This is a genomic window from Microcoleus sp. OTE_8_concoct_300, from assembly GCF_031383065.1.
Taxonomy (GTDB): domain Bacteria; phylum Cyanobacteriota; class Cyanobacteriia; order Cyanobacteriales; family Microcoleaceae; genus Microcoleus.
Window position 1 is genome coordinate 1 of record NZ_JANMZH010000194.1, and the last position, 18,209, is coordinate 18,209.

11 protein-coding genes are annotated in these 18,209 nt (G+C 49.7%); 3 read left to right on the forward strand and 8 right to left on the reverse strand.

Annotated features, from left to right (window positions below; translation table 11 throughout):
* Positions 1 to 290 precede the first annotated feature (290 nt).
* Complete coding sequence (locus ACUVJL_RS09385) at positions 291 to 686, forward strand: response regulator (protein ID WP_445245592.1); 396 nt, start codon at positions 291 to 293, stop codon at positions 684 to 686.
* A gap of 290 nt (positions 687 to 976) precedes the next feature.
* Here ACUVJL_RS09385 and ACUVJL_RS09390 read toward each other — a convergent pair whose 3' ends face one another.
* The 6 genes from ACUVJL_RS09390 to rpsT all read right to left on the reverse strand — a co-directional run bounded on the left by ACUVJL_RS09390 (position 977) and on the right by rpsT (position 14,026).
* Complete coding sequence (locus ACUVJL_RS09390) at positions 977 to 5,107, reverse strand: DNA-directed RNA polymerase subunit beta'' (RefSeq protein ID WP_445245593.1); 4,131 nt, start codon at positions 5,105 to 5,107, stop codon at positions 977 to 979.
* Positions 5,108 to 5,470: 363 nt separating this feature from the next.
* Positions 5,471 to 7,345 carry a DNA-directed RNA polymerase subunit gamma gene (locus ACUVJL_RS09395; RefSeq protein ID WP_445245594.1) on the reverse strand — a complete coding sequence of 625 codons (1,875 nt, stop codon included), beginning with the start codon at positions 7,343 to 7,345 and terminating at the stop codon, positions 5,471 to 5,473.
* Positions 7,346 to 7,428: 83 nt separating this feature from the next.
* Entirely contained in the window at positions 7,429 to 8,517 is a 1,089-nt protein-coding gene (locus tag ACUVJL_RS09400) for an HNH endonuclease (protein WP_445245595.1), read from the reverse strand.
* 148 nt (positions 8,518 to 8,665) lie between these two features.
* Positions 8,666 to 12,052 (reverse strand): DNA-directed RNA polymerase subunit beta, encoded by a 3,387-nt coding sequence (gene rpoB / locus ACUVJL_RS09405; RefSeq protein ID WP_445245596.1) that lies wholly within the window; start codon positions 12,050 to 12,052, stop codon positions 8,666 to 8,668.
* Between the two features lie 589 nt (positions 12,053 to 12,641).
* Complete coding sequence (locus tag ACUVJL_RS09410) at positions 12,642 to 13,421, reverse strand: TatD family hydrolase (RefSeq protein ID WP_332954891.1); 780 nt, start codon at positions 13,419 to 13,421, stop codon at positions 12,642 to 12,644.
* Positions 13,422 to 13,723: 302 nt separating this feature from the next.
* The gene (gene rpsT, locus ACUVJL_RS09415) at positions 13,724 to 14,026 is read right to left on the reverse strand and encodes a 30S ribosomal protein S20 (RefSeq protein WP_332954892.1); all 303 of its coding nucleotides are present in this window, start codon (positions 14,024 to 14,026) and stop codon (positions 13,724 to 13,726) included.
* A gap of 892 nt (positions 14,027 to 14,918) precedes the next feature.
* Here rpsT and hisD point away from each other — a divergent pair.
* The gene (gene hisD / locus ACUVJL_RS09420) at positions 14,919 to 16,232 is read left to right on the forward strand and encodes a histidinol dehydrogenase (protein WP_445245597.1); all 1,314 of its coding nucleotides are present in this window, start codon (positions 14,919 to 14,921) and stop codon (positions 16,230 to 16,232) included.
* Between the two features lie 435 nt (positions 16,233 to 16,667).
* Positions 16,668 to 17,096, forward strand: coding sequence for a universal stress protein (locus tag ACUVJL_RS09425; protein ID WP_445245598.1), 429 nt, complete (start codon positions 16,668 to 16,670; stop codon positions 17,094 to 17,096).
* 143 nt (positions 17,097 to 17,239) lie between these two features.
* On the opposite strand, the gene ACUVJL_RS09430 is transcribed toward ACUVJL_RS09425, so the two are convergent.
* Together ACUVJL_RS09430 and ACUVJL_RS09435 are read right to left on the reverse strand one after the other, a co-directional pair.
* Positions 17,240 to 17,521, reverse strand: coding sequence for a hypothetical protein (locus tag ACUVJL_RS09430; protein WP_445245599.1), 282 nt, complete (start codon positions 17,519 to 17,521; stop codon positions 17,240 to 17,242).
* A 108-nt stretch (positions 17,522 to 17,629) separates the two neighbouring features.
* Positions 17,630 to 17,827 (reverse strand): hypothetical protein, encoded by a 198-nt coding sequence (locus ACUVJL_RS09435; protein ID WP_445245600.1) that lies wholly within the window; start codon positions 17,825 to 17,827, stop codon positions 17,630 to 17,632.
* Between the last annotated feature and the right edge of the window lie 382 nt (positions 17,828 to 18,209).

Below are 18,209 nucleotides of genomic sequence, written 5' to 3' on the forward strand. Positions count from 1 at the left end.
ACTAGAAACCTGCTACCTGAGAATCAGGAGACTCTCGCCAGTGTCAGGTCTAGTTATAAAAAACAACTAAACTGTCTGTGTGTAGTAGTCTAAATGATGATGGTACTGGATGCTTCTAGGCATCTGTACACCCTCTCAGAGTTAGTGGCGCAAGTATATACATACGGGTTTTGCAGGGTTCCCGGCTAAGGGCGCTAAAAACTCTGCATTTTTGACGGGGAATGTAGTCCCCGTGCCGTGTTCCTCTTTGGACTAAAGTCACAAAGTTTCTATACTTCCCATATTTATTTATGAAAATCGTTCTGCTTGTAGGATACTATTTGGAAAATCCTCAGATGACTTCTAAAATTCTCACTAAGCGGGGGGGCTTAGCGGTGAAGCACACGGAAAATGTTGAAGAGGTGATGCAGATTGCTGCCAACGGCGAAGCTGATTTGATTTTAATGAAGGTGTCACTTCCAGACAGCGTGTATCAGGGCAAATCTGTTGACGGCATTAAGATTACTCAACTGCTCAAAGCTGACCCACAAACGGCCTCGCTGCCGATTATTTTGGTGACTGCTCACGCGATGGTCGGTGATAAAGAAACATTTCTGGATGAAAGCGGTGCCGACGGTTACATCTCTCAACCTGTGGTAGACCATCAAGATTTTGTCAATCAGATCAAGGCTTTGCTGCCTGATTAAGTGAACCATACATGAAGAAATAATAAGAAGGAAGAAGGAAGAAAGAATTGTTTGTTGGAACCAACAAACAATTAAAACTCTTGAATTACAAAGTTTTCTTGAATTCTGACTCTTCCTTCTTCCTTTGGATGTCCCGATCGCACAATGCTATGACTTCTGACTTTTAATTATTGAGGAAAAATTTGAGATTTTTCAACTCCTGAGATCGAAGTGTGCGTTGCGGCGAGGAAGCAACCTATCCTCAGCGATCGCAACGCTGTTCACTCATTTAAGCAATCTCAAAACTATTATTAGTCTTCGTCCTCATCGAAATCAAAACTGATATCATCATCATCGTCAGGATCAGCCCCCAAGGAATCATCCTCTGTCTCAGCGACAAAATCGTCCTCATCAACCTCAACTTCCTCAAAATCCTCATCAGCCTCAAGGTCAGACCCGCGCCCGATCTCAAAACCACTCTCGATCGTATAAGCGCGGCGCGCAGTGCGATCGTCCAAAACGACATTTTCCTGCAAATCCTGGATGTCGTCATCAAACACAGTACCATCAAAACCAGCATCCTGAACCCCAGCATCCTCATAGGCATTGAACCCAGTACCCGCAGGAATCAGGCGGCCGATAATCACATTTTCCTTCAGCCCCCGCAGCCAGTCAGACTTACCTTCGATCGCAGCCTCAGTCAACACCCGCGTAGTCTCCTGGAAGGAAGCAGCGGAAATAAAGCTATCAGTATTCAGCGAAGCCTTAGTAATCCCCAGCAACACCGGAGTATAATCTGCAGGCGCTCCACCAGTAATTGACATCGCCTCATTCACCTGCTCAACCTGCCGCAATTCCACCAACTCACCGGGGAGCATAGTAGTATCGCCGCCATCTTCCATCCTCACCTTGTTAGTCATCTGGCGGACGATTACCTCGATGTGCTTATCAGAAATATCCACGCCTTGAGACTGATAAACCGACTGCACCTCATTCACCAAAAATGTCTGCACCTGTTGGAAACTCTCCAAAGCCGCCTCAAAAGTAGGCTGCCGCTCTTTGAGCACATGGAAGAACACCTCCAGAATTTCGTGAGGGTTAGCAGGCCCGTCGGTCAAAGCTTCGGCGACGCCCACGCGCTGTCCGTCGGAAACGATCGGGTTTTGACCAGGTAACAAAGGATACTCCTCTATCCGGCCATCATCCTCTATCACCGCCAGTTCCACAACGTCGTCATCGGTAACTACTCGAGCTGTCCCCGGCCGCTTGGCTAAAATACAGGCTTCCTTCGGCTTGCGCCCTTCGAGCAGTTCCTCAATCCGTGGCAAACCCTGAATGATATCCCCAGTTTTTGCTCGTTCAAACACCAGAATCACTAAATTGTCACCCCGCTGCACTAAGTCGCCGTCGTCTACGTGCAGCACTGCACCGGCGGAAACCCGGTAAGGACGAGCTATCCTGAGCAATAGTTTCGCCGATTCTGTCTCCGATGCCGGTATAACTTTCACAACTTGACCGGACTCTTCGAGAACAACTCCCGGTGCTATTTCTGTACCAGCTACCAGTAGTTGACCCGGGCTCACATCCGGTGTACCAGCCACTGAGATCTCTATAGAATCGGCATCTCGCATTACCAACAGTCGGCGCACGGGTTCGTTAATTCCCTCGCGGATGCCCCGAACGATACCTGCTTCTTTGCAGAGAATCTCGGTGCGGGCGACTACTGCCCCGGGCGCGATCGACTGTCCGTCTTCGACCAAGAGCCGCGTGTGGGTGCTGCCCTGTGTCGGATCGGCAGATACGTCCCGCCGAATCACTAGGGATTCTAATATCACTAGCTGCAAGCGGAATGTCTTTGATGCTCGATCGCCCCCATCGGCTACTGTCATGGCTAACTCTTGCGACGCTATAGCGTCTTCTGGCGAGCCCCAAGCTGGCCCGGAACCGTCTGCCCCAAAAGCCATAGCATCGTCCTCATCGGGCAGCAACTCGATATCTGCTGCCAGTTGCGGAGCTCCGGAACCTATTTCTAAAATAAGCTGAGTCCGCAGCAGTTCTAATCCTTCGACTGATTTGACGCGCTCTCCATCCTTATAGGGCAGTCGCTGTACTGCTTTCAATGAGATTGACTCATTCAGGGCGGTCTGAGATGGCACTGGCGGCTTATCCGGTACGGCAAATTCTACGACTGGTCGCAGCAGCAATGCTGGGCCTTCGGGTGTTTCGATATACTCGGCATAGCCCAACTCTTCGGCAATCAAGCCTGGGAAAATTTCTTGACCGGCGTTGACGATTTGACCTTCTCCGAATGTTAGCGGCGGGCGGTCAACTACATGGAGTGTGCCTGGTTTGATGACTATTTCCCGGAGGATGTCATTTTTCTGAGTGATTTCTACGGCCCCGCTGGTTTGGCAGAAGATATCCTTGACGACTTCTGTACCGGCCTCTACGTACTGACCATCTTCGACCAGCAGCAGAGAAATATCTTTATTTACTTCGTGGCACTCTTCTGGTATCCACAGGAGAGTCCCCCCCTTCACGACTTCGTAGCCAAGTTTAGCTTTGCCGCGTTTGTGGACTTCTACGCCGCCGTATTTGACTATGCCGCCTGTCGCTGTGCGGTAGCTGTCGTCGAGCAGTTCGGCGACGACTTCGCCGTTGATGACTTTGCTGCCGGGTGCGGTTTTGAGGGAAAACCGCTGCTTAGAAGCTGTTTCGATTGTGTAGTGGTCGCGGCCACCTGCGCTTTCGGCTCGCACGACTGCTTGGTCGAGCAGGACTTGGGCGGTGATGATTTCGATTTCTCTGGGGTCTGCGATGCGGACTACGCCGCCGTGTTCGGAGATGAGTTTGGTTTCGGCTATTACGCTTTCGGCGGGTATGCGAGAGCCATTTTTTACTGCTGGTTCGGCGCCGGGGGGCAGGTTGTAGACTTCTCCTGAGAGTATCCAAATCAGCCCGCCTTTGCTGGCTGTGCGGGTTGTGTTCCCTTGGCGATCTGTTTTTTCTTCTGGCACTAAGTCGGCAAATTTGGCTTCTCCGGCTAAGTCGGAGGCTACGTCTGTGGTGACTTTTTCTGTTGTTTTGCGGGCGGCGCGACCGACGATGGGCACTTCTGCTAAAACTTGACCGGGTATGGCGCGCTGTCCGTCTTTGACCATTAAGGTCGAACCCTGGACGATGGCTAGTTCGATTTTGAGTTTTTGATTTTTGGCGCCGGATTTACCTTCTTCAAAGCCGTCTCCCTCAAATACGAGTTTGCCGTTGTTTTCGGCTACTAGGGCTTCTTCGCCGTGTCTGGTGCGGAAGGCGCGGGTACGCAGGTTCTTAAATTTGACTACGCCGGGGAAGGGGGCGCGTTCTTGTTTGGCGACTTCTCCGGTGAATACGCCTCCGGTGTGGAAGGTCCGCATGGTGAGCTGGGTTCCTGGTTCGCCGATCGACTGAGCTGCAATAATGCCGATGGCTTCTCCCATGTCTACCATTTTCAAGTGGGCGAGACTCCAGCCGTAGCAGTGCTGACAAACCGATCTGGTAGATTCACAAGTCAGGGGCGATCGTAAATATACTTCTGTGACTCCTGCTTTACCAATTTCGGCTGCTAACTCTTCGGTTATTGCTTGATTTCGGACTGCTTTTTCGCTGCCGTAAGCGACGATTTCCCCGGTTTTGGGGTGGACGACATCTTGGGCGAAAACGCGCCCTAGGAGTCTGTCTTTGAGGGGTATGAGCACTGTTGCTCCGTCTGTCATCGGCCGCACTCGAATTCCCCGCTGGGTGCCGCAGTCTACTTCCCGGACGATGACATCTTGGGATACATCTACTAAGCGACGAGTGAGATAGCCTGAGTCTGCTGTCCGCAAGGCTGTATCTACTAAGCCTTTGCGCGCTCCGTAGGAGGAAATAATGTATTCGGTGACGGTGAGTCCTTCGCGGAAGTTGGTTTTAATTGGTAAGTCAATGATTTCTCCTTGGGGGTCGGCCATTAATCCGCGCATTCCGACTAGCTGCCGCACTTGAGATATGTTCCCCCGCGCGCCGGAGAAGGCCATCATGTAGACGGAGTTTAGGGGGTCTGTGGCTCGGAAGTTTTTGACTACTTCGTCTTTGAGGTCTTCTGAGGTGCTGTTCCAGGTGTCGATTACTTTTTGGAAGCGTTCGACTTCGGTGATTTCGCCTCTGGTGTATTTTTGTTCTGTGATGCGGATTTCTTCTTCGGCTGCATCTAGGAGCGATCGTTTTGACGGCGGCACTTGCAGGTCGTCTACGCTAATCGAAACTCCCGCTCGTGTCGCAAAGCGGAAACCCAAGTCTTTGAGTTTATCGGCCATTTGGGCTGTACGGGCCGTGCCGTAGTGCATGAAAGACCAAGAGATTAATTTTTTGAGCTGACCTTTGTCAACAACTCGATTGCGAAAAACAATTTCCTTCTTTTCTGTCATTTTTCTGAGTAGTGGTAATTGGTAATTGGTAATTGGCAATTGGTAATTGGTAATTGGTAATTGGTAATTGGTAATTGGTAATTGATAAGTAGAGCAGCACGAAAAAACAACAAGTATCTTGTAGGGGCTAGTTTAGCGTATAAGGACGAGTTCTAAGCGAGGAGATGAAGGCACTCACCCGCCCTCCCCATAGTAATGTTTATTTGCACCTACCTACTTAATTGGTAAAAGGTAATTGGTAATTGGTAATTGGTAATTTTTCCGGCTTCGGTCGCTATTATTTGTTAGCGATTTTTTGTCCGTTATTACCCCTTATCCATTACCTTTTACCCATTACCTCTTACCTCTTACCCTTCCCAATTTCTAATTGTTAATTACCGATTCGATCGTTTGGTGATAGATAATCCTGCCCGGAGTAGTGCGAATAAATTGATTAATCAACTTGCCCTCTGCGTCTTCCCGAACCCGACGGAACTTGTATTCTTTCGTCACTATACCGTCGGTAGAGCGTTCCACCTTCAGCGGTTCTCCCTCGGGTTCTGCGTTTTCTATGGCGCCTTGAAACCTCACCCACACATAAGAGTGCAAGTCAACGACTCCTTGTTCGTAAGCTACAACCGCGTCGGTGAGGTTGGAGAAATAGTGACCGGATCCTTTTTGAGCGTCAGGATTTTCGGCTGTCAAGTAATAGCAACCGAGCACCATATCTTGAGAAGGAGTAACGATCGGTCTTCCGGTTGCCGGCGACATAATGTTGTTAGAAGCCAGCATCAGCAAGCGCGCTTCCGCCTGAGATTCCAGAGACAAAGGCACGTGCACGGCCATTTGGTCGCCGTCAAAGTCAGCGTTAAAAGCCGGGCAGACTAGCGGGTGAAGCTGAATTGCTCTCCCGTCCACCAAAATCGGCTCAAAGGCTTGAATCCCTAAACGGTGCAGCGTCGGCGCCCGGTTCAGCATCACCGGGTGTCCTTCAATCACCTCCTGAAGCACGTCCCAAACACTGGGATCGTTGCGCTGGATCAGTTTTTTGGCAGCTTTGATGTTGTTGACCAATCCTTGACGGATCAGGCGGTGGATGACGAAAGGCTGGAAAAGTTCGATCGCCATTTCCCTCGGCAAACCGCACTGATGAATTTTCAGTTTCGGCCCCACCACAATCACCGAACGCCCGGAGTAATCAACCCGTTTCCCCAGCAAGTTTTGCCGGAAGCGGCCTTGTTTCCCTTCAATGATGTCCGACAGCGACTTCAGCGGGCGGTTGTTTGCGCCCACCACCGTCCGGCCCCGGCGACCGTTGTCAATCAGCGCATCCACAGCTTCTTGCAGCATCCGCTTTTCGTTGCGGATGATAATCTCCGGCGCCAGAATTTCTTGCAGTCTCGCCAAGCGGTTATTGCGGTTGATGACTCTCCGATAGAGGTCGTTGAGGTCACTCGTTGCAAAACGCCCGCCGTCTAACTGCACCATCGGCCGCAAGTCCGGGGGAATCACCGGAATCACATTGAGCACCATCCAATCGGGATGAGAACCCGTAGCGATGAAGTTGTCAATCACTCGCAAGCGTTTAATCAACTTCGCCCGTTTTTGACCTTTAGCATTAGCAATATCTTCCCGCAGCTTTTCCGCTTCACTTTCTAGCGGAATGTTTTGCAGCAAAACTTGCAAAGCTTCAGCACCAATCCCCACTTCTACACCTGTGAGTGTGGAATCTTCGCTGTAAAGTTCGTCTTCTATTTCCAGCCAAGCATCTTCCGTGAGCAATTGCTTGTATTGCAGCTTCTCTGCATTACCTGCATTGAGGACAACGTAGGCATTGAAATAGACGATTTGTTCGACATCTCGCAGCGGCATATCTAACAGGATTGCCATGTAACTCGGGATGCCTTTTAGATACCAAACGTGAGCTACTGGAGCTGCTAATTTGATAAAGCCCATGCGATGGCGGCGGACGCGAGATTCAGTGACTTCAACACCGCATCTTTCGCAAACAATGCCTCTATGGCGAACTCGTTTGTACTTCCCACAATGACATTCCCAATCTTTTGCAGGCCCAAAAATGCGCTCGCAAAACAAGCCATCCATTTCAGGTTTTAATGTCCTATAATTAATTGTTTCGGGTTTTGTCACCTCGCCGGTTATCTGACCGTTGGGTAAAGTTCTCTCTCCCCACTGTCGAATTCTTTCTGGTGAAGCTAACCCTATCTTGACGTAATCAAAGCGTTGTTCTATCTTAGCCATTTTGACTCCAATTGATGATTTACAGTCGATTATTTGTGGTAATTTATCTTTTTTGTTGGCTTGTTTTGCCGCTTAAATCAATTTTATTCTCCTCTATATGTGACATTTCTTTTGATATCAGAAATGACATTTCTGGATACCCCAAATTCCTGAGCAATTTTAGCAATGGATTCTCCGGCTTGAATTCGTTCTCTGATTTCAAGAGCTTGAGCAAAAGTAAATTTGCGATCGAGATGTCCACCCATGCGAGGAAGTGGAACCTGTTGACCTGCTTCCTTCCAAGTGACGTGATATTTAATATCGTGTATGGTTTTGCGGCCGACACTGTATTCCTGTGCTACATCCTTCATCCTCTCTCCTGCTGCTAGCTTTTGTCGAATTTCTCGCACCTTTTCCCAATCTAATTTGGCATTGGAAAGAGGATGACTTTTTCCTTGAGTGCGTCCTTTCTTAGAAGCATCTAACAAATTTTGAGTGCGAGTACCAGCCCAAAGGTGTTCTGGATTGATGCAACTGGGATTGTCGCAGGTATGACAAGCATCCATCGAAGTCGGAAGTTCATATCCTAATTTCTCGGCTAAAACAGCACGGGTAACTGATTTTAATTTCCCATTTTTCCAGTATCTGCCATAACCTTGACCATCCTTTCCACCTGGGAAAATGATGCAGCCGCTGTCTTGAATTTCTCCTAAAAAATTGGGTGAAACTGTAGTGAAGTTATCGGGAATATTTGTCTGAAGTATCTTAATAATAGTTTCATGTTGTACTCCATACTCTTTTGCTAGGTGGTTCTTGATGGTTCCAGATAAATATTTAGTCTGAATTTCCCGTAGTTGTGCGATCGACAATATGCCAATACCGGGAATACTTTTGCGTCTGGGAGTTTTGCGATCGCGCCCAATCATCTGCCCGGTATTCTCAGCAGCAGTACCTACTACCAGATGTGCCGGGTTGATGCAGCTTCGATTGTCGCAGGTGTGGCAAGCAAAATAACCGGAACCGAGGAATCCTGCTATTTTTGATTCGAGGACTAATCGGTGGACTAATACCGTTTTGCCATCGAGCCACTTGCGCCCGTAACCGTTGCCAAACTTGCTCCCTTGCCAGTTAATACAGCCAGTCTTCAGGTCAACTTCTCCTTCTATTCCTGGGATAACTGTTACAATAGTCATGTCAGCGTCTCTCCTGTTTAGAGCGTTGATTCGCCTCACCAGTGTTCGTACCACTGCTGAGGCATTTTTATTTGAGATTGCCGATTAAAGATTAAAGAATTGAATGCTGTCAAAAAATCTTTAATCTTTAATCTTTAATCTTTAATGCCTAATCCTCGTCAAGTTCGTCACGAGAAAGCGATTCGTAAGTAGGCCGCGAGGGCGATCGCTTGCCCCCAGCATCCGCCATCAAATCCACCTCAACGTGTTCGCTGCCCTCGTCGGATGTATTCACCTTGTGCACGGCAATATCCAAGCACAAAGACTGCAACTCCCGCATCAGCACCTTGAAAGATTCCGGCGTACCGGGGCGCGGAATGGCTTTGCCTTTAACAATGGCGTTCAAAGCCTCGTTTCTGCCCTGCATATCATCCGACTTGACAGTCAGCAACTCTTGCAAGGTGTAAGCTGCGCCGAAGGCTTCCAGAGCCCAGACTTCCATTTCTCCGAACCGCTGACCCCCCTGCTGCGCTTTGCCGCCTAAAGGCTGCTGCGTTACTAGCGAGTAAGGGCCTGTGCTGCGGGCGTGGATCTTATCGTCTACTAAGTGCACCAGCTTCAGCATATAGGCGATGCCGACTGTGATCGGGCGATCGAACGGTTCCCCTGTTCTGCCATCGTAGACAATTGTCTTGCCGGGGTGCTTTTCGTTAAACACCCAAGGCTTGCCGGTTTTTTCCCTGGCTTCCTGCAGCTTGCCGTGTACGGTTTCCCGCGACTTTTCAGCGCCGTGCATTTCATCAAAAGGCACCATCTTGAACCGCATCGAGAGATTTTCGCCGGCCCATCCGAGCAAGCACTCAAAAATCTGACCTACGTTCATCCGCGACGGTACGCCCAAGGGATTGAGCACTATGTCCACGGGTGTTCCGTCGGGTAAGTAGGGCATATCCTCCATCGGCAGAATCCGGGAGACGATGCCTTTATTCCCGTGGCGGCCGGCCATTTTGTCGCCGACTTGAATTTTGCGCTTTTGAGCTACGTAGACGCGGACGACCATGTTGGCGCCGGGGGGCAGTTCGTCGCCCTGTTCGCGGGTAAACACCCGCACGTCCACCACGCGGCCTTTTTCGCCGTTAGGGACGCGGAGGGAATTGTCGCGCACGTCGCGGGCTTTTTCGCCGAAGATTGCTCTGAGCAGTTTTTCTTCCGGCGGTTGGTCGGATTCGCCTTTGGGGGTGACTTTGCCGACTAGGATGTCGCTGGCTTCTACCCAGGCTCCTTTGCGGATAATGCCCTGTTCGTCTAGCTGGCGCAGGGCGTCTTCGCCGACGTTAGGAATTTCGCGGGTGATTTCTTCGGGGCCGAGTTTGGTTTGGCGGGCTTCGATTTCGTATTTTTCAATGTGGATGCTGGTGTAGACATCTTCGTACACTAAACGCTCGCTGATTAGCATGGCGTCTTCGTAGTTGTAGCCTTCCCAGGGCATATAAGCTACGAGGATGTTGTGACCCAGGGCTAGTTCTGCTCCTTCGGTGGAGGAACCGTCGGCGAGAACTTGACCTGCTACGACGCGATCGCCTTCATAAATCAGCGGACGCTGGTTTAAGCAAGTATCTTGGTTTGAGCGCTGATATTTTTGCAGTTCGTGTTCGATGCAACCTGCATATTTTTGCTTCCAAACCGAGGGCTGTTTGACTTTGAGTTCGTCGTATTCCCGAATCAGGAAATGTTCTTCGCTGGAATTCGATTCGGCATCCGAGGCCAGGGGTCTGACTATAATCCGGGTGGCGTCGATGTATATGACTTCGCCGTTAATCCGGGAAACTACAACCATCCCGGAATCTCGCGCGGCCTGAGCTTCTAAGCCGGTACCGACTAGGGGCCGTTCTGGTTTCAGTAGCGGCACAGCTTGCCGCTGCATATTTGAACCCATCAGAGCTCGGTTGGCGTCGTCGTGTTCCAGGAAGGGAATCAGGGATGTGGCGACGGAGACGATTTGCACGGGCGAAATCGCCATGTAGTCCACCTGCATGGGTGTGGTGGTGGTAAATTCTTGGCGGTAGCGGACGGCTACGGTTTCGCCTAAGAGGTTGTTGTTTTCGTCGAGGCTGATGTCTCCGGGGGCGACGCGCAAGTCGTCTTCTTCATCGGCTGTCATGTAGACGGGGGCTTTGTCGCGCAGCACTTGTCCTTTTTCTACTGGATAGAAAGGGGTTTCGATGAAGCCGTAGGGGTTGACGCGGGCGTGGGTTGCTAAGGAACCGATCAGACCTGCGTTGGGACCTTCTGGTGTTTCGATCGGGCAAATCCGGCCGTAGTGGGACGGGTGAATGTCCCGCACTGCAAACCCGGCGCGTTCCCGAGTCAGACCTCCTGGGCCTAAGGCCGATAGCCGGCGCTTGTGGGTCAGTTCTGCTAGGGGGTTGGTTTGATCCATGAACTGGGATAGCTGGGAGGAACCGAAGAATTCCTTGATTGCTGCTACCAGGGGTTTGGGGTTGACTAGAGATGCGGGGCTGAGGGAGTCGGCGTCGGAGACGGTCATTCTTTCGCGGATGATCCGTTCTAAGCGGTTGAGGCCGACGCGCACTTGGTTTTGCAGCAGTTCTCCGACGCTGCGGACGCGACGGTTGCCTAGGTGGTCGATGTCGTCGGTGGAGCCGATGTCGAATTCGAGGTTTATTAGGTAGTCGATCGCTGTCAAGATATCTTGCGATGTCAGCACCCGCATGGTATCGGGGACTGTCAAGCGCAATTTTTTGTTGAGTTTGTAGCGGCCGACTCTGCCTAAGTCGTAGCGTTTGGGGTCGAAGAAGCGGGAGTGCAGGAGCTGTTCGCCCCCGGCTACGGTGGGGGGTTCGCCTGGACGGAGTTTGCGGTAGAGCTCCATCAATGCTTCTTCTTCGCCGAATTGTCCTTCTTTTTCGATCGTTTTTTGGAAGTATTCCGGGTGCCGCAGGGAGTCGTAGATTTCGCCGTCTGTGAGTCCCAATGCTTTGAGCAGCACCTGGGCTGAGAGTTTGCGGGTTTTGTCTATTCTGACCCAGACTAAATCGTTTTTGTCTGTTTCAAATTTCAGCCAAGCGCCGCGGTTGGGGATGAGCGAGGCGTTATAGGAACGGCGGCCGTTTTTGTCGGTTTCGGATTTGTAGTACACTCCGGGCGATCGCACGATTTGGTTGACAATCACCCGTTCGGCGCCGTTGATAATGAAAGTGCCGCGCTCGGTCATCAAGGGCAAATCGCCGATAAAGACTTCTTGTTCTTTGATTTCCCCTGTTTCTTTGTTAATCAGGCGGGTGGGTACGTACATTTGCACCGAGTAGGTGCTGTCCCTGCGCTTGGCTTCGTCCACGTCGTATTTGGGGCGCTTGAGTTTGAAGTCTTTGCCCATGAAGTGGAGTTCCAGCTTGCCCGTGTAGTCTGTAATCGGGGAAAAGCTGTCGAGTTCTTCGATCAGTCCGGCTTCTAGGAACCAGCGGAAACTTGCCCGCTGGATTTCGATCAGGTCGGGCAAGGTGAAGGCGAATTCTGTGTAATCTTTAGTAGTCATGGGTGTCCTTTTTCCGCAGTGGCTCTAGCTTTTTACATGGCGCCAAGGCTTAGCTTTTTTACCTTGTTGCGTTTTTTTGATTGATTGTGTGAGAGAATTTATATGATGTTTTCGATCGTTTACCAACTGCTACAACGGTTATTTTTGCGGGTTGCTCGCAGTATTTTTGTGCGGATTTTGGTTTCGATCGAGATGCTTTTAGCTCCGATCTCGTGGTGTCCCAGGGTAAATTCCCTACACTTTTGACTCCTAAAATTGACTTGACAGCTATTGCCAAATTGCTGAGGTTCCAAGTTTCTTCGCTATGTGTAAGTTTGAGGTATTGCGTGAAGTTTTTGGCGATCCCGAAGGTTAGCGTACTCGCGTTGTGTTGGCCTCAAGCGGGCGACATCGCAGTCGCGGATACTAAGCCAACGCCCGATCGGTCGGTTCTTTTTATTATAGGACGCAAATCCGATCGCAGCAGGCAACGCCAAAAGAATCTCAAATAAAGGATGAATCCGGTTTTTCGGGCAGGATATAAATGGGATTGTCCCCATCGCTTGCCGCTAAATCGACCTGTTTTCCTCGTTTCTCTGTTCTCAATCAGCTAAACTGAAAAGCCGAATAGCTGACAGGCATTTTCCGTTGTCTGCTGGGACAAAGTTAAGAGAGAAACTCCTCTCAATTTAGCAACTTGCTCGGCTACGTAGTAGACGTAGGCTGGTTCGTTGCGTTTTCCGCGCTGGGGTACGGGGGCGAGAAAAGGGCAATCTGTCTCGACTAGGATGCGATCGCTATTTACCATACAAGCTGATTCTTGTATTTGCAAGGCTTTTTTAAAGGTGACTGTTCCGCTAAAACTGATGTAGAAACCTAGGTCTAAAAACCACTGGGTTTCTTCGGGTGTGCCTCCCCAGCAGTGCATGACCCCGCGCACTGGTCCGCGTGTTTGCCAAAAGTTCCTCAGCATTTGGGCCATTGGGGCGGCGGCGTCGCGACAGTGGATAATGACTGGTTTGTCAAGTTGCTGGGCGATTTCAAGCTGTGCCTCAAACACTTTAAACTGGTGTTCTCGATCGTCAGCTTTATAAAAGTCCAGTCCGGTTTCGCCGATCGCCACTACCCTAGAGTCCGAATTCGCTAATTCCCTAATCTGGCTCGCAGTCTCGTCTTTCCACTTGTCGGCATCTAAGGGGTGGAGTCCCACTGCAAAGGAGACTTCTGCAAATTGATTGGCGATTGCTTGAATGCCGGCAAACTCTTCTGGCTCTACACAAGAATGAACCAGCCGAACTACACCAGCTTCGCGCCAGCGTTCTCGAATGGCTTCTAACTCAGATTTGTAGGTCTCAAAGTTGATATGAACGTGAGTGTCGATGAGCTGCATGGGGGAAGCAGATTAGAGGTGATACGGGAGAATCCCTGTGGGTGAGGTATGAGGGGTCGAAAAAGCGAGACTAGGAGACTGGGAGACTGCGAGGAAGTGGGAGAGTTGGAGAGGGGCGAGGGTCCGAGTGGGAAAAATCTTTTTTCTTCCTTTTTCCCTCAGTATCCCTCCGTTAAATCCCGTACACAATCCGTTTCCGAACTTCACGCTTGACTTCTTCCCTCAACATCCATCCCTTAAATCCGTCCCATCCCGTACACAATCCGTTGCCTTTCTTCCTTCTGTCTTTCTGTCTTACTGTCTTAAGATGCTACCGATGATACTTCGTGTGGCTTAAGAGTTCTTGCCAAGCGGGACTTTTTGCGAGCGCCGTTGTTGCGGTGGAGTACACCTTTTTTGACAGCTTTGTCGATTTTGCTGTAGGCCTCAGACATTCGCTGCTGGACTTCTTGCATTAATTCTGGGCTCGGAGCTGCGGCGTATTTGTCAACGGCCGCAAAATACTTCTTCATCAAAGTTTTGACCGCTGACTTGTAAGATTTGTTGTACAAGCGGTTACGTTCGGCGATTTTGACTCGTTTGACGGCGGACTTAATATTTGCCATAGTTCAGTTGCTGGAAGTAGGTATTCATTGATACACCCTAGTCTCAAGACAGTCTCAAGACAGGGGGATTTGGAAGGACAACCTTTTCGGGATCGATCCGCAAAAAGCTTGATTTTAATAGGCTGAGTCAGACAGCCATTCTCCACTCGCTCAGCTCAATCTGAGTCTGTGGCTATTTTTTGGCGATCGCCCGCGCAATAATTTTTTATTGACTTATTTAACGGCCTATTTTTTGCCCCTGACGATACCCAAAGGTATGACACGGATGTTACGGAGGCCTCTTGCGTGGTTTCCACCGTCACCAGTTAAAGTCACGGTTTCTGGCGCCCAACTTTCCAGTATACAATAATTTGGCGTTTTTATATAAAAAAATTATCAGGTGTGGGAAAAACTAATATAGCATCTATTCTGCAAAGAATGTGATTCCCTGAAAAATCCAAGTTAAGCTATAACAAAGAGTACGGGTTATTGGGGCTTCGGCAAGAAGCACTTACCGCAGGTAGAAGGCAGAAGGCAGAAGGTAGAAGGTAGAAGGTAGCCGGAGTAGAAGGTAGAAGGTAGAAGGTAGAAGGCAGAATCAACATTCTCCCGCTTGCACACTCTCCCCCTCACACACACTCGGGCTCGGACACTCTCCCCGTCTGATATCGAACCCTCTCCCGCAGCACCCGGTTCTCTGGCGCACAATTCCTCAGAAAGGTTGTGACTTGTCCTCAGTGTTGCAAAATCCTCGACAGAGATTTAAACGCTGCACTGAAGCCTTTGAAAATGCCGCGAGTCTCGCGGTTTAAGCTTGTGGACTGGTGGTGGCCTACTTCAGCAGGAGATAGCCACAAAAATCCCCAATTGTCAAGCAAATGTTAGTGAATTATAGACGGCATTCCTAATCTCCATGCTGCGAATCATTACTCAGTGGGTTGAGGCACAAGCTGAACTGCGACGAATCTGCGATCGCACCCATGACGAACTTGTCGTTCACAAAGAAGCCACCGTCCGGGAGGTGCTGCAAGCTATAAGGCGCAGAGGCGATCAGGCTGTGCTGCACTACACTGCTGAATTTGACCGCATGACCCTAAATGTGGAAGAATTACGGGTCAGCGGCGCCGAATTGGATGCTGCTTACCAGCAGGTGTCGAAAGAATTATTAAATGCAATCCGCACAGCTTGCAAACAGGTAGAGGCGTTTCACCGACAGCGCGTCCCGAAGTCTTGGGTGCAGTTTGGCGATGACGAGATTGTTTTGGGCAAACGCTACACCCCGGTCGATCGAGCGGGAATTTACATTCCTGGCGGTCAGGCGTCCTATCCAAGCTCGGTGATCATGAATGCGGTGCCAGCGAAGGTCGCCAAGGTTCCGAGACTGGTGATGTGTACTCCCCCCGGACAGGAGAAGAAAATGAATCCTGCGGTGCTGGTAGCGGCTCAGGAAGCGGGAGTTGATGAGATTTATCGGGTAGGCGGGGCGCAGGCGATCGCAGCTTTAGCCTACGGTACGGAAACTATTCCGAAGGTGGATTTAATTACGGGGCCGGGGAATATTTACGTCACCCTGGCAAAAAAACTGGTTTACGGGACTGTGGGGATCGATTCTCTGGCTGGCCCGTCCGAGGTCCTGATCATAGCAGACGGCTCGGCAAATTCTGTGCACGTGGCTGCAGATATGTTGGCTCAAGCTGAACATGATTCGATGGCGTCGGCAATTTTGCTGACGGCGGATTCGGTGCTGGCGAGGAAAGTGGTGGCTGAGGTGGACAGACAGTTGGCAAATCACCCGCGCCGAATTTTAACAGAAAAGGCGATCGCCAACTATGGTTTAGTCGTAGTAGTTGACTCGCTCAAAGCGGCGGCGGAACTCTCTAACGAGTTTGCCCCAGAACACTTGGAATTGCAAGTTGCAGATCCCTGGGCTTTGCTCGACCAAATTCGCCACGCTGGGGCGATTTTCTTGGGCTGCTCGACGCCGGAAGCTGTGGGGGATTATTTGGCGGGCCCCAATCACACTTTGCCGACTTCTGGGGCTGCTCGCTATGCGTCGCCCCTGGGTGTCGAGACTTTTATGAAGCATTCGAGTTTGATTCAATATTCGCCTGCTGCACTTAAGAAGGTGGGTAGGGCGATTAATGTGTTGGCAGAAGCTGAGGGGCTTCCTTCTCACGCTGATTCGGTGCGACTGCGGACTGAAAATGAGGGAAAGGGTGAGTTTTAGATGGTAGATTTGAGATTGGCGATCGAGATTTAAGTAGATGAGTGGGAAAATACATATAGCCTTTCTCAGTAACATGAGGTGCTCATAGGGCATAGGGCATAGGGCATAGGACTGGCCCCCATACCTCACCACGCGATCGAACCGCTGTAGGTAGTCAAAAGTGAGTAAAATGCAGTGAAAGGAAGCAATTCTCTGGCGATTATGGTAGCTTTACATTCTGTGACAAGCGGCCGAGTTTATTTGCACCTACTTACTTACGCACTCCGGGCTTCAGAAACCCGGTTTCTTCAAGTATCTTGCTGAAATGACGCAATTATGTTATGGAACCGGGTTTCTGCCTAGGTAATGATGATGTTGGTGGAAAGCGCGAAATTGTTGAAAGTAGGCGACAATCAACGAGAAATTTAAAGTCTAGTATCTGAGATTTAAAGGTGCATGGTATTGAATACTGTTTTGGTAGCGATCGACAATTCAGAGTTAGCGACTCAGGTATTGCAAGTTGTAGGACAATTTCAGCTAGAACCGACGGCAAAGGTGATTCTAGTTCATGTTGTCCGTTCTGGTACGTCGGATTTTGACGCGGTTGTCGATCAACCTCACGCTCAGGGAGATGAGATTGCTTACCGAGAAGTGGAGAAGTTACTGCAATCTTATCAGGAAAAGTTGCCTTGCCAGAGCGATTTAGAAATTGTGTCCGGGGATCCAGCAGAGGAAATTCTGCGTTTGGCTAATATTTATAAGGCCGATTTAATTGCGATCGGCTGTCGCGGTTTGACTGGTTTAAAGCGGATTTTGGAGGGTTCGGTGAGTGCTGAGGTTGTGGCTGAGGCTCCTTGTTCGGTGTTGGTGGTGCGATCGAAGTAAGTAAGCGCGGTAAATGCAATGCCGGAAATGTTCACACAAAGTTGAAATTAGCATTCTGAATATTTAAAATTATTTAGGGCTGTTAGATCCCCGACTTCTTGAAGGAGTCGGGGATCAGGGTATGCCGATCGCACTTCCCTCTATTACCGTAAAACCTGATGGTGAGAAGACTGTTGCTGCATTTTACTGTAATTTCTCATGCCTGCGGGATCGCCTGATGCGTGATTGGCAACTAACGAAACAATCAATACAAATAAGAACACCTCCCAAGTAAAAGGTGCTGGCTTTGGCGGATCTTTGGGTTTATCTGTAACCGACTCGACGTTGACTTTGATGTCAAGTTTGCCCTCAATCACTTTTCCTTTGAAAACTCCATCGCTGGCAACACCCTTAAATCGCATTGGATTAGCTTGTTCTGCTGACATTGTGGTTATCCTTGTGTTGGTAGATTATGAAAAAACACAATTAAATGAAGGGCGATCGCGTGTCGGGTGAGGAGGGCGATCGTCAATGAAATTATTTTCAGGCAGCTATCAATAATCTAGGTCATAATTCATGGTAAAATTGATTTGGCTTTCTCCAGTTCCTAAAGGAGTACGCACAGAACGGGGAAATAAGAACTCGAAACTAGACACTCCATTGCCAAAATCAATGTAATTACTACCAGTTTGACCCATCATAAGTTCAGTTTCTTGCCAATTTCCACCGTTTACTCTGTACCGAAATGGCATAGGACCCGTGTAGCTAGCAGTCCGCTCAGCATTGACATAGAAACCACCAATCTGTTTAGCGCCGGATACTGTGTTATAGAAACCCAACTTGCATTCAAAGCTAAATTATGCTCTGGGAATGAAACAAGACCCTCTTCTTTCGGAACCAGCCCAGTTGTTGGCTAAAGCGGCTATGGGAACTGACATTAGGATTGCTAGGAGGGAAAATGTAGCTCCTAAAATCGTAAGTTTTGCACTCTTTTTAGACATTTTTATACTCTGATTTGATGTACGTTTACGTGAACTTGGATGGATTTGTCAAGGAGACGAATAGGAGCGAGCGCGCGTCGGATGAGGAGCGCGATCGCTATCTTTAGTCAGTCACAGTTAGCTACCACTGATA

What these genes read in the sequence shown, in the direction of transcription:
- ACUVJL_RS09385 (WP_445245592.1), top strand. Translation starts at nt 291, where the DNA reads ATGAAAATCGTTCTGCTTGTAGGATACTATTTGGAAAATCCTCAGATG.
- ACUVJL_RS09390 (WP_445245593.1), bottom strand. Translation starts at nt 5,107, where the DNA reads ATGACAGAAAAGAAGGAAATTGTTTTTCGCAATCGAGTTGTTGACAAA.
- ACUVJL_RS09395 (WP_445245594.1), bottom strand. Translation starts at nt 7,345, where the DNA reads ATGGCTAAGATAGAACAACGCTTTGATTACGTCAAGATAGGGTTAGCT.
- ACUVJL_RS09400 (WP_445245595.1), bottom strand. Translation starts at nt 8,517, where the DNA reads ATGACTATTGTAACAGTTATCCCAGGAATAGAAGGAGAAGTTGACCTG.
- rpoB (WP_445245596.1), bottom strand. Translation starts at nt 12,052, where the DNA reads ATGACTACTAAAGATTACACAGAATTCGCCTTCACCTTGCCCGACCTG.
- ACUVJL_RS09410 (WP_332954891.1), bottom strand. Translation starts at nt 13,421, where the DNA reads ATGCAGCTCATCGACACTCACGTTCATATCAACTTTGAGACCTACAAA.
- rpsT (WP_332954892.1), bottom strand. Translation starts at nt 14,026, where the DNA reads ATGGCAAATATTAAGTCCGCCGTCAAACGAGTCAAAATCGCCGAACGT.
- hisD (WP_445245597.1), top strand. Translation starts at nt 14,919, where the DNA reads ATGCTGCGAATCATTACTCAGTGGGTTGAGGCACAAGCTGAACTGCGA.
- ACUVJL_RS09425 (WP_445245598.1), top strand. Translation starts at nt 16,668, where the DNA reads ATGGTATTGAATACTGTTTTGGTAGCGATCGACAATTCAGAGTTAGCG.
- ACUVJL_RS09430 (WP_445245599.1), bottom strand. Translation starts at nt 17,521, where the DNA reads ATGTCAGCAGAACAAGCTAATCCAATGCGATTTAAGGGTGTTGCCAGC.
- ACUVJL_RS09435 (WP_445245600.1), bottom strand. Translation starts at nt 17,827, where the DNA reads ATGCCATTTCGGTACAGAGTAAACGGTGGAAATTGGCAAGAAACTGAA.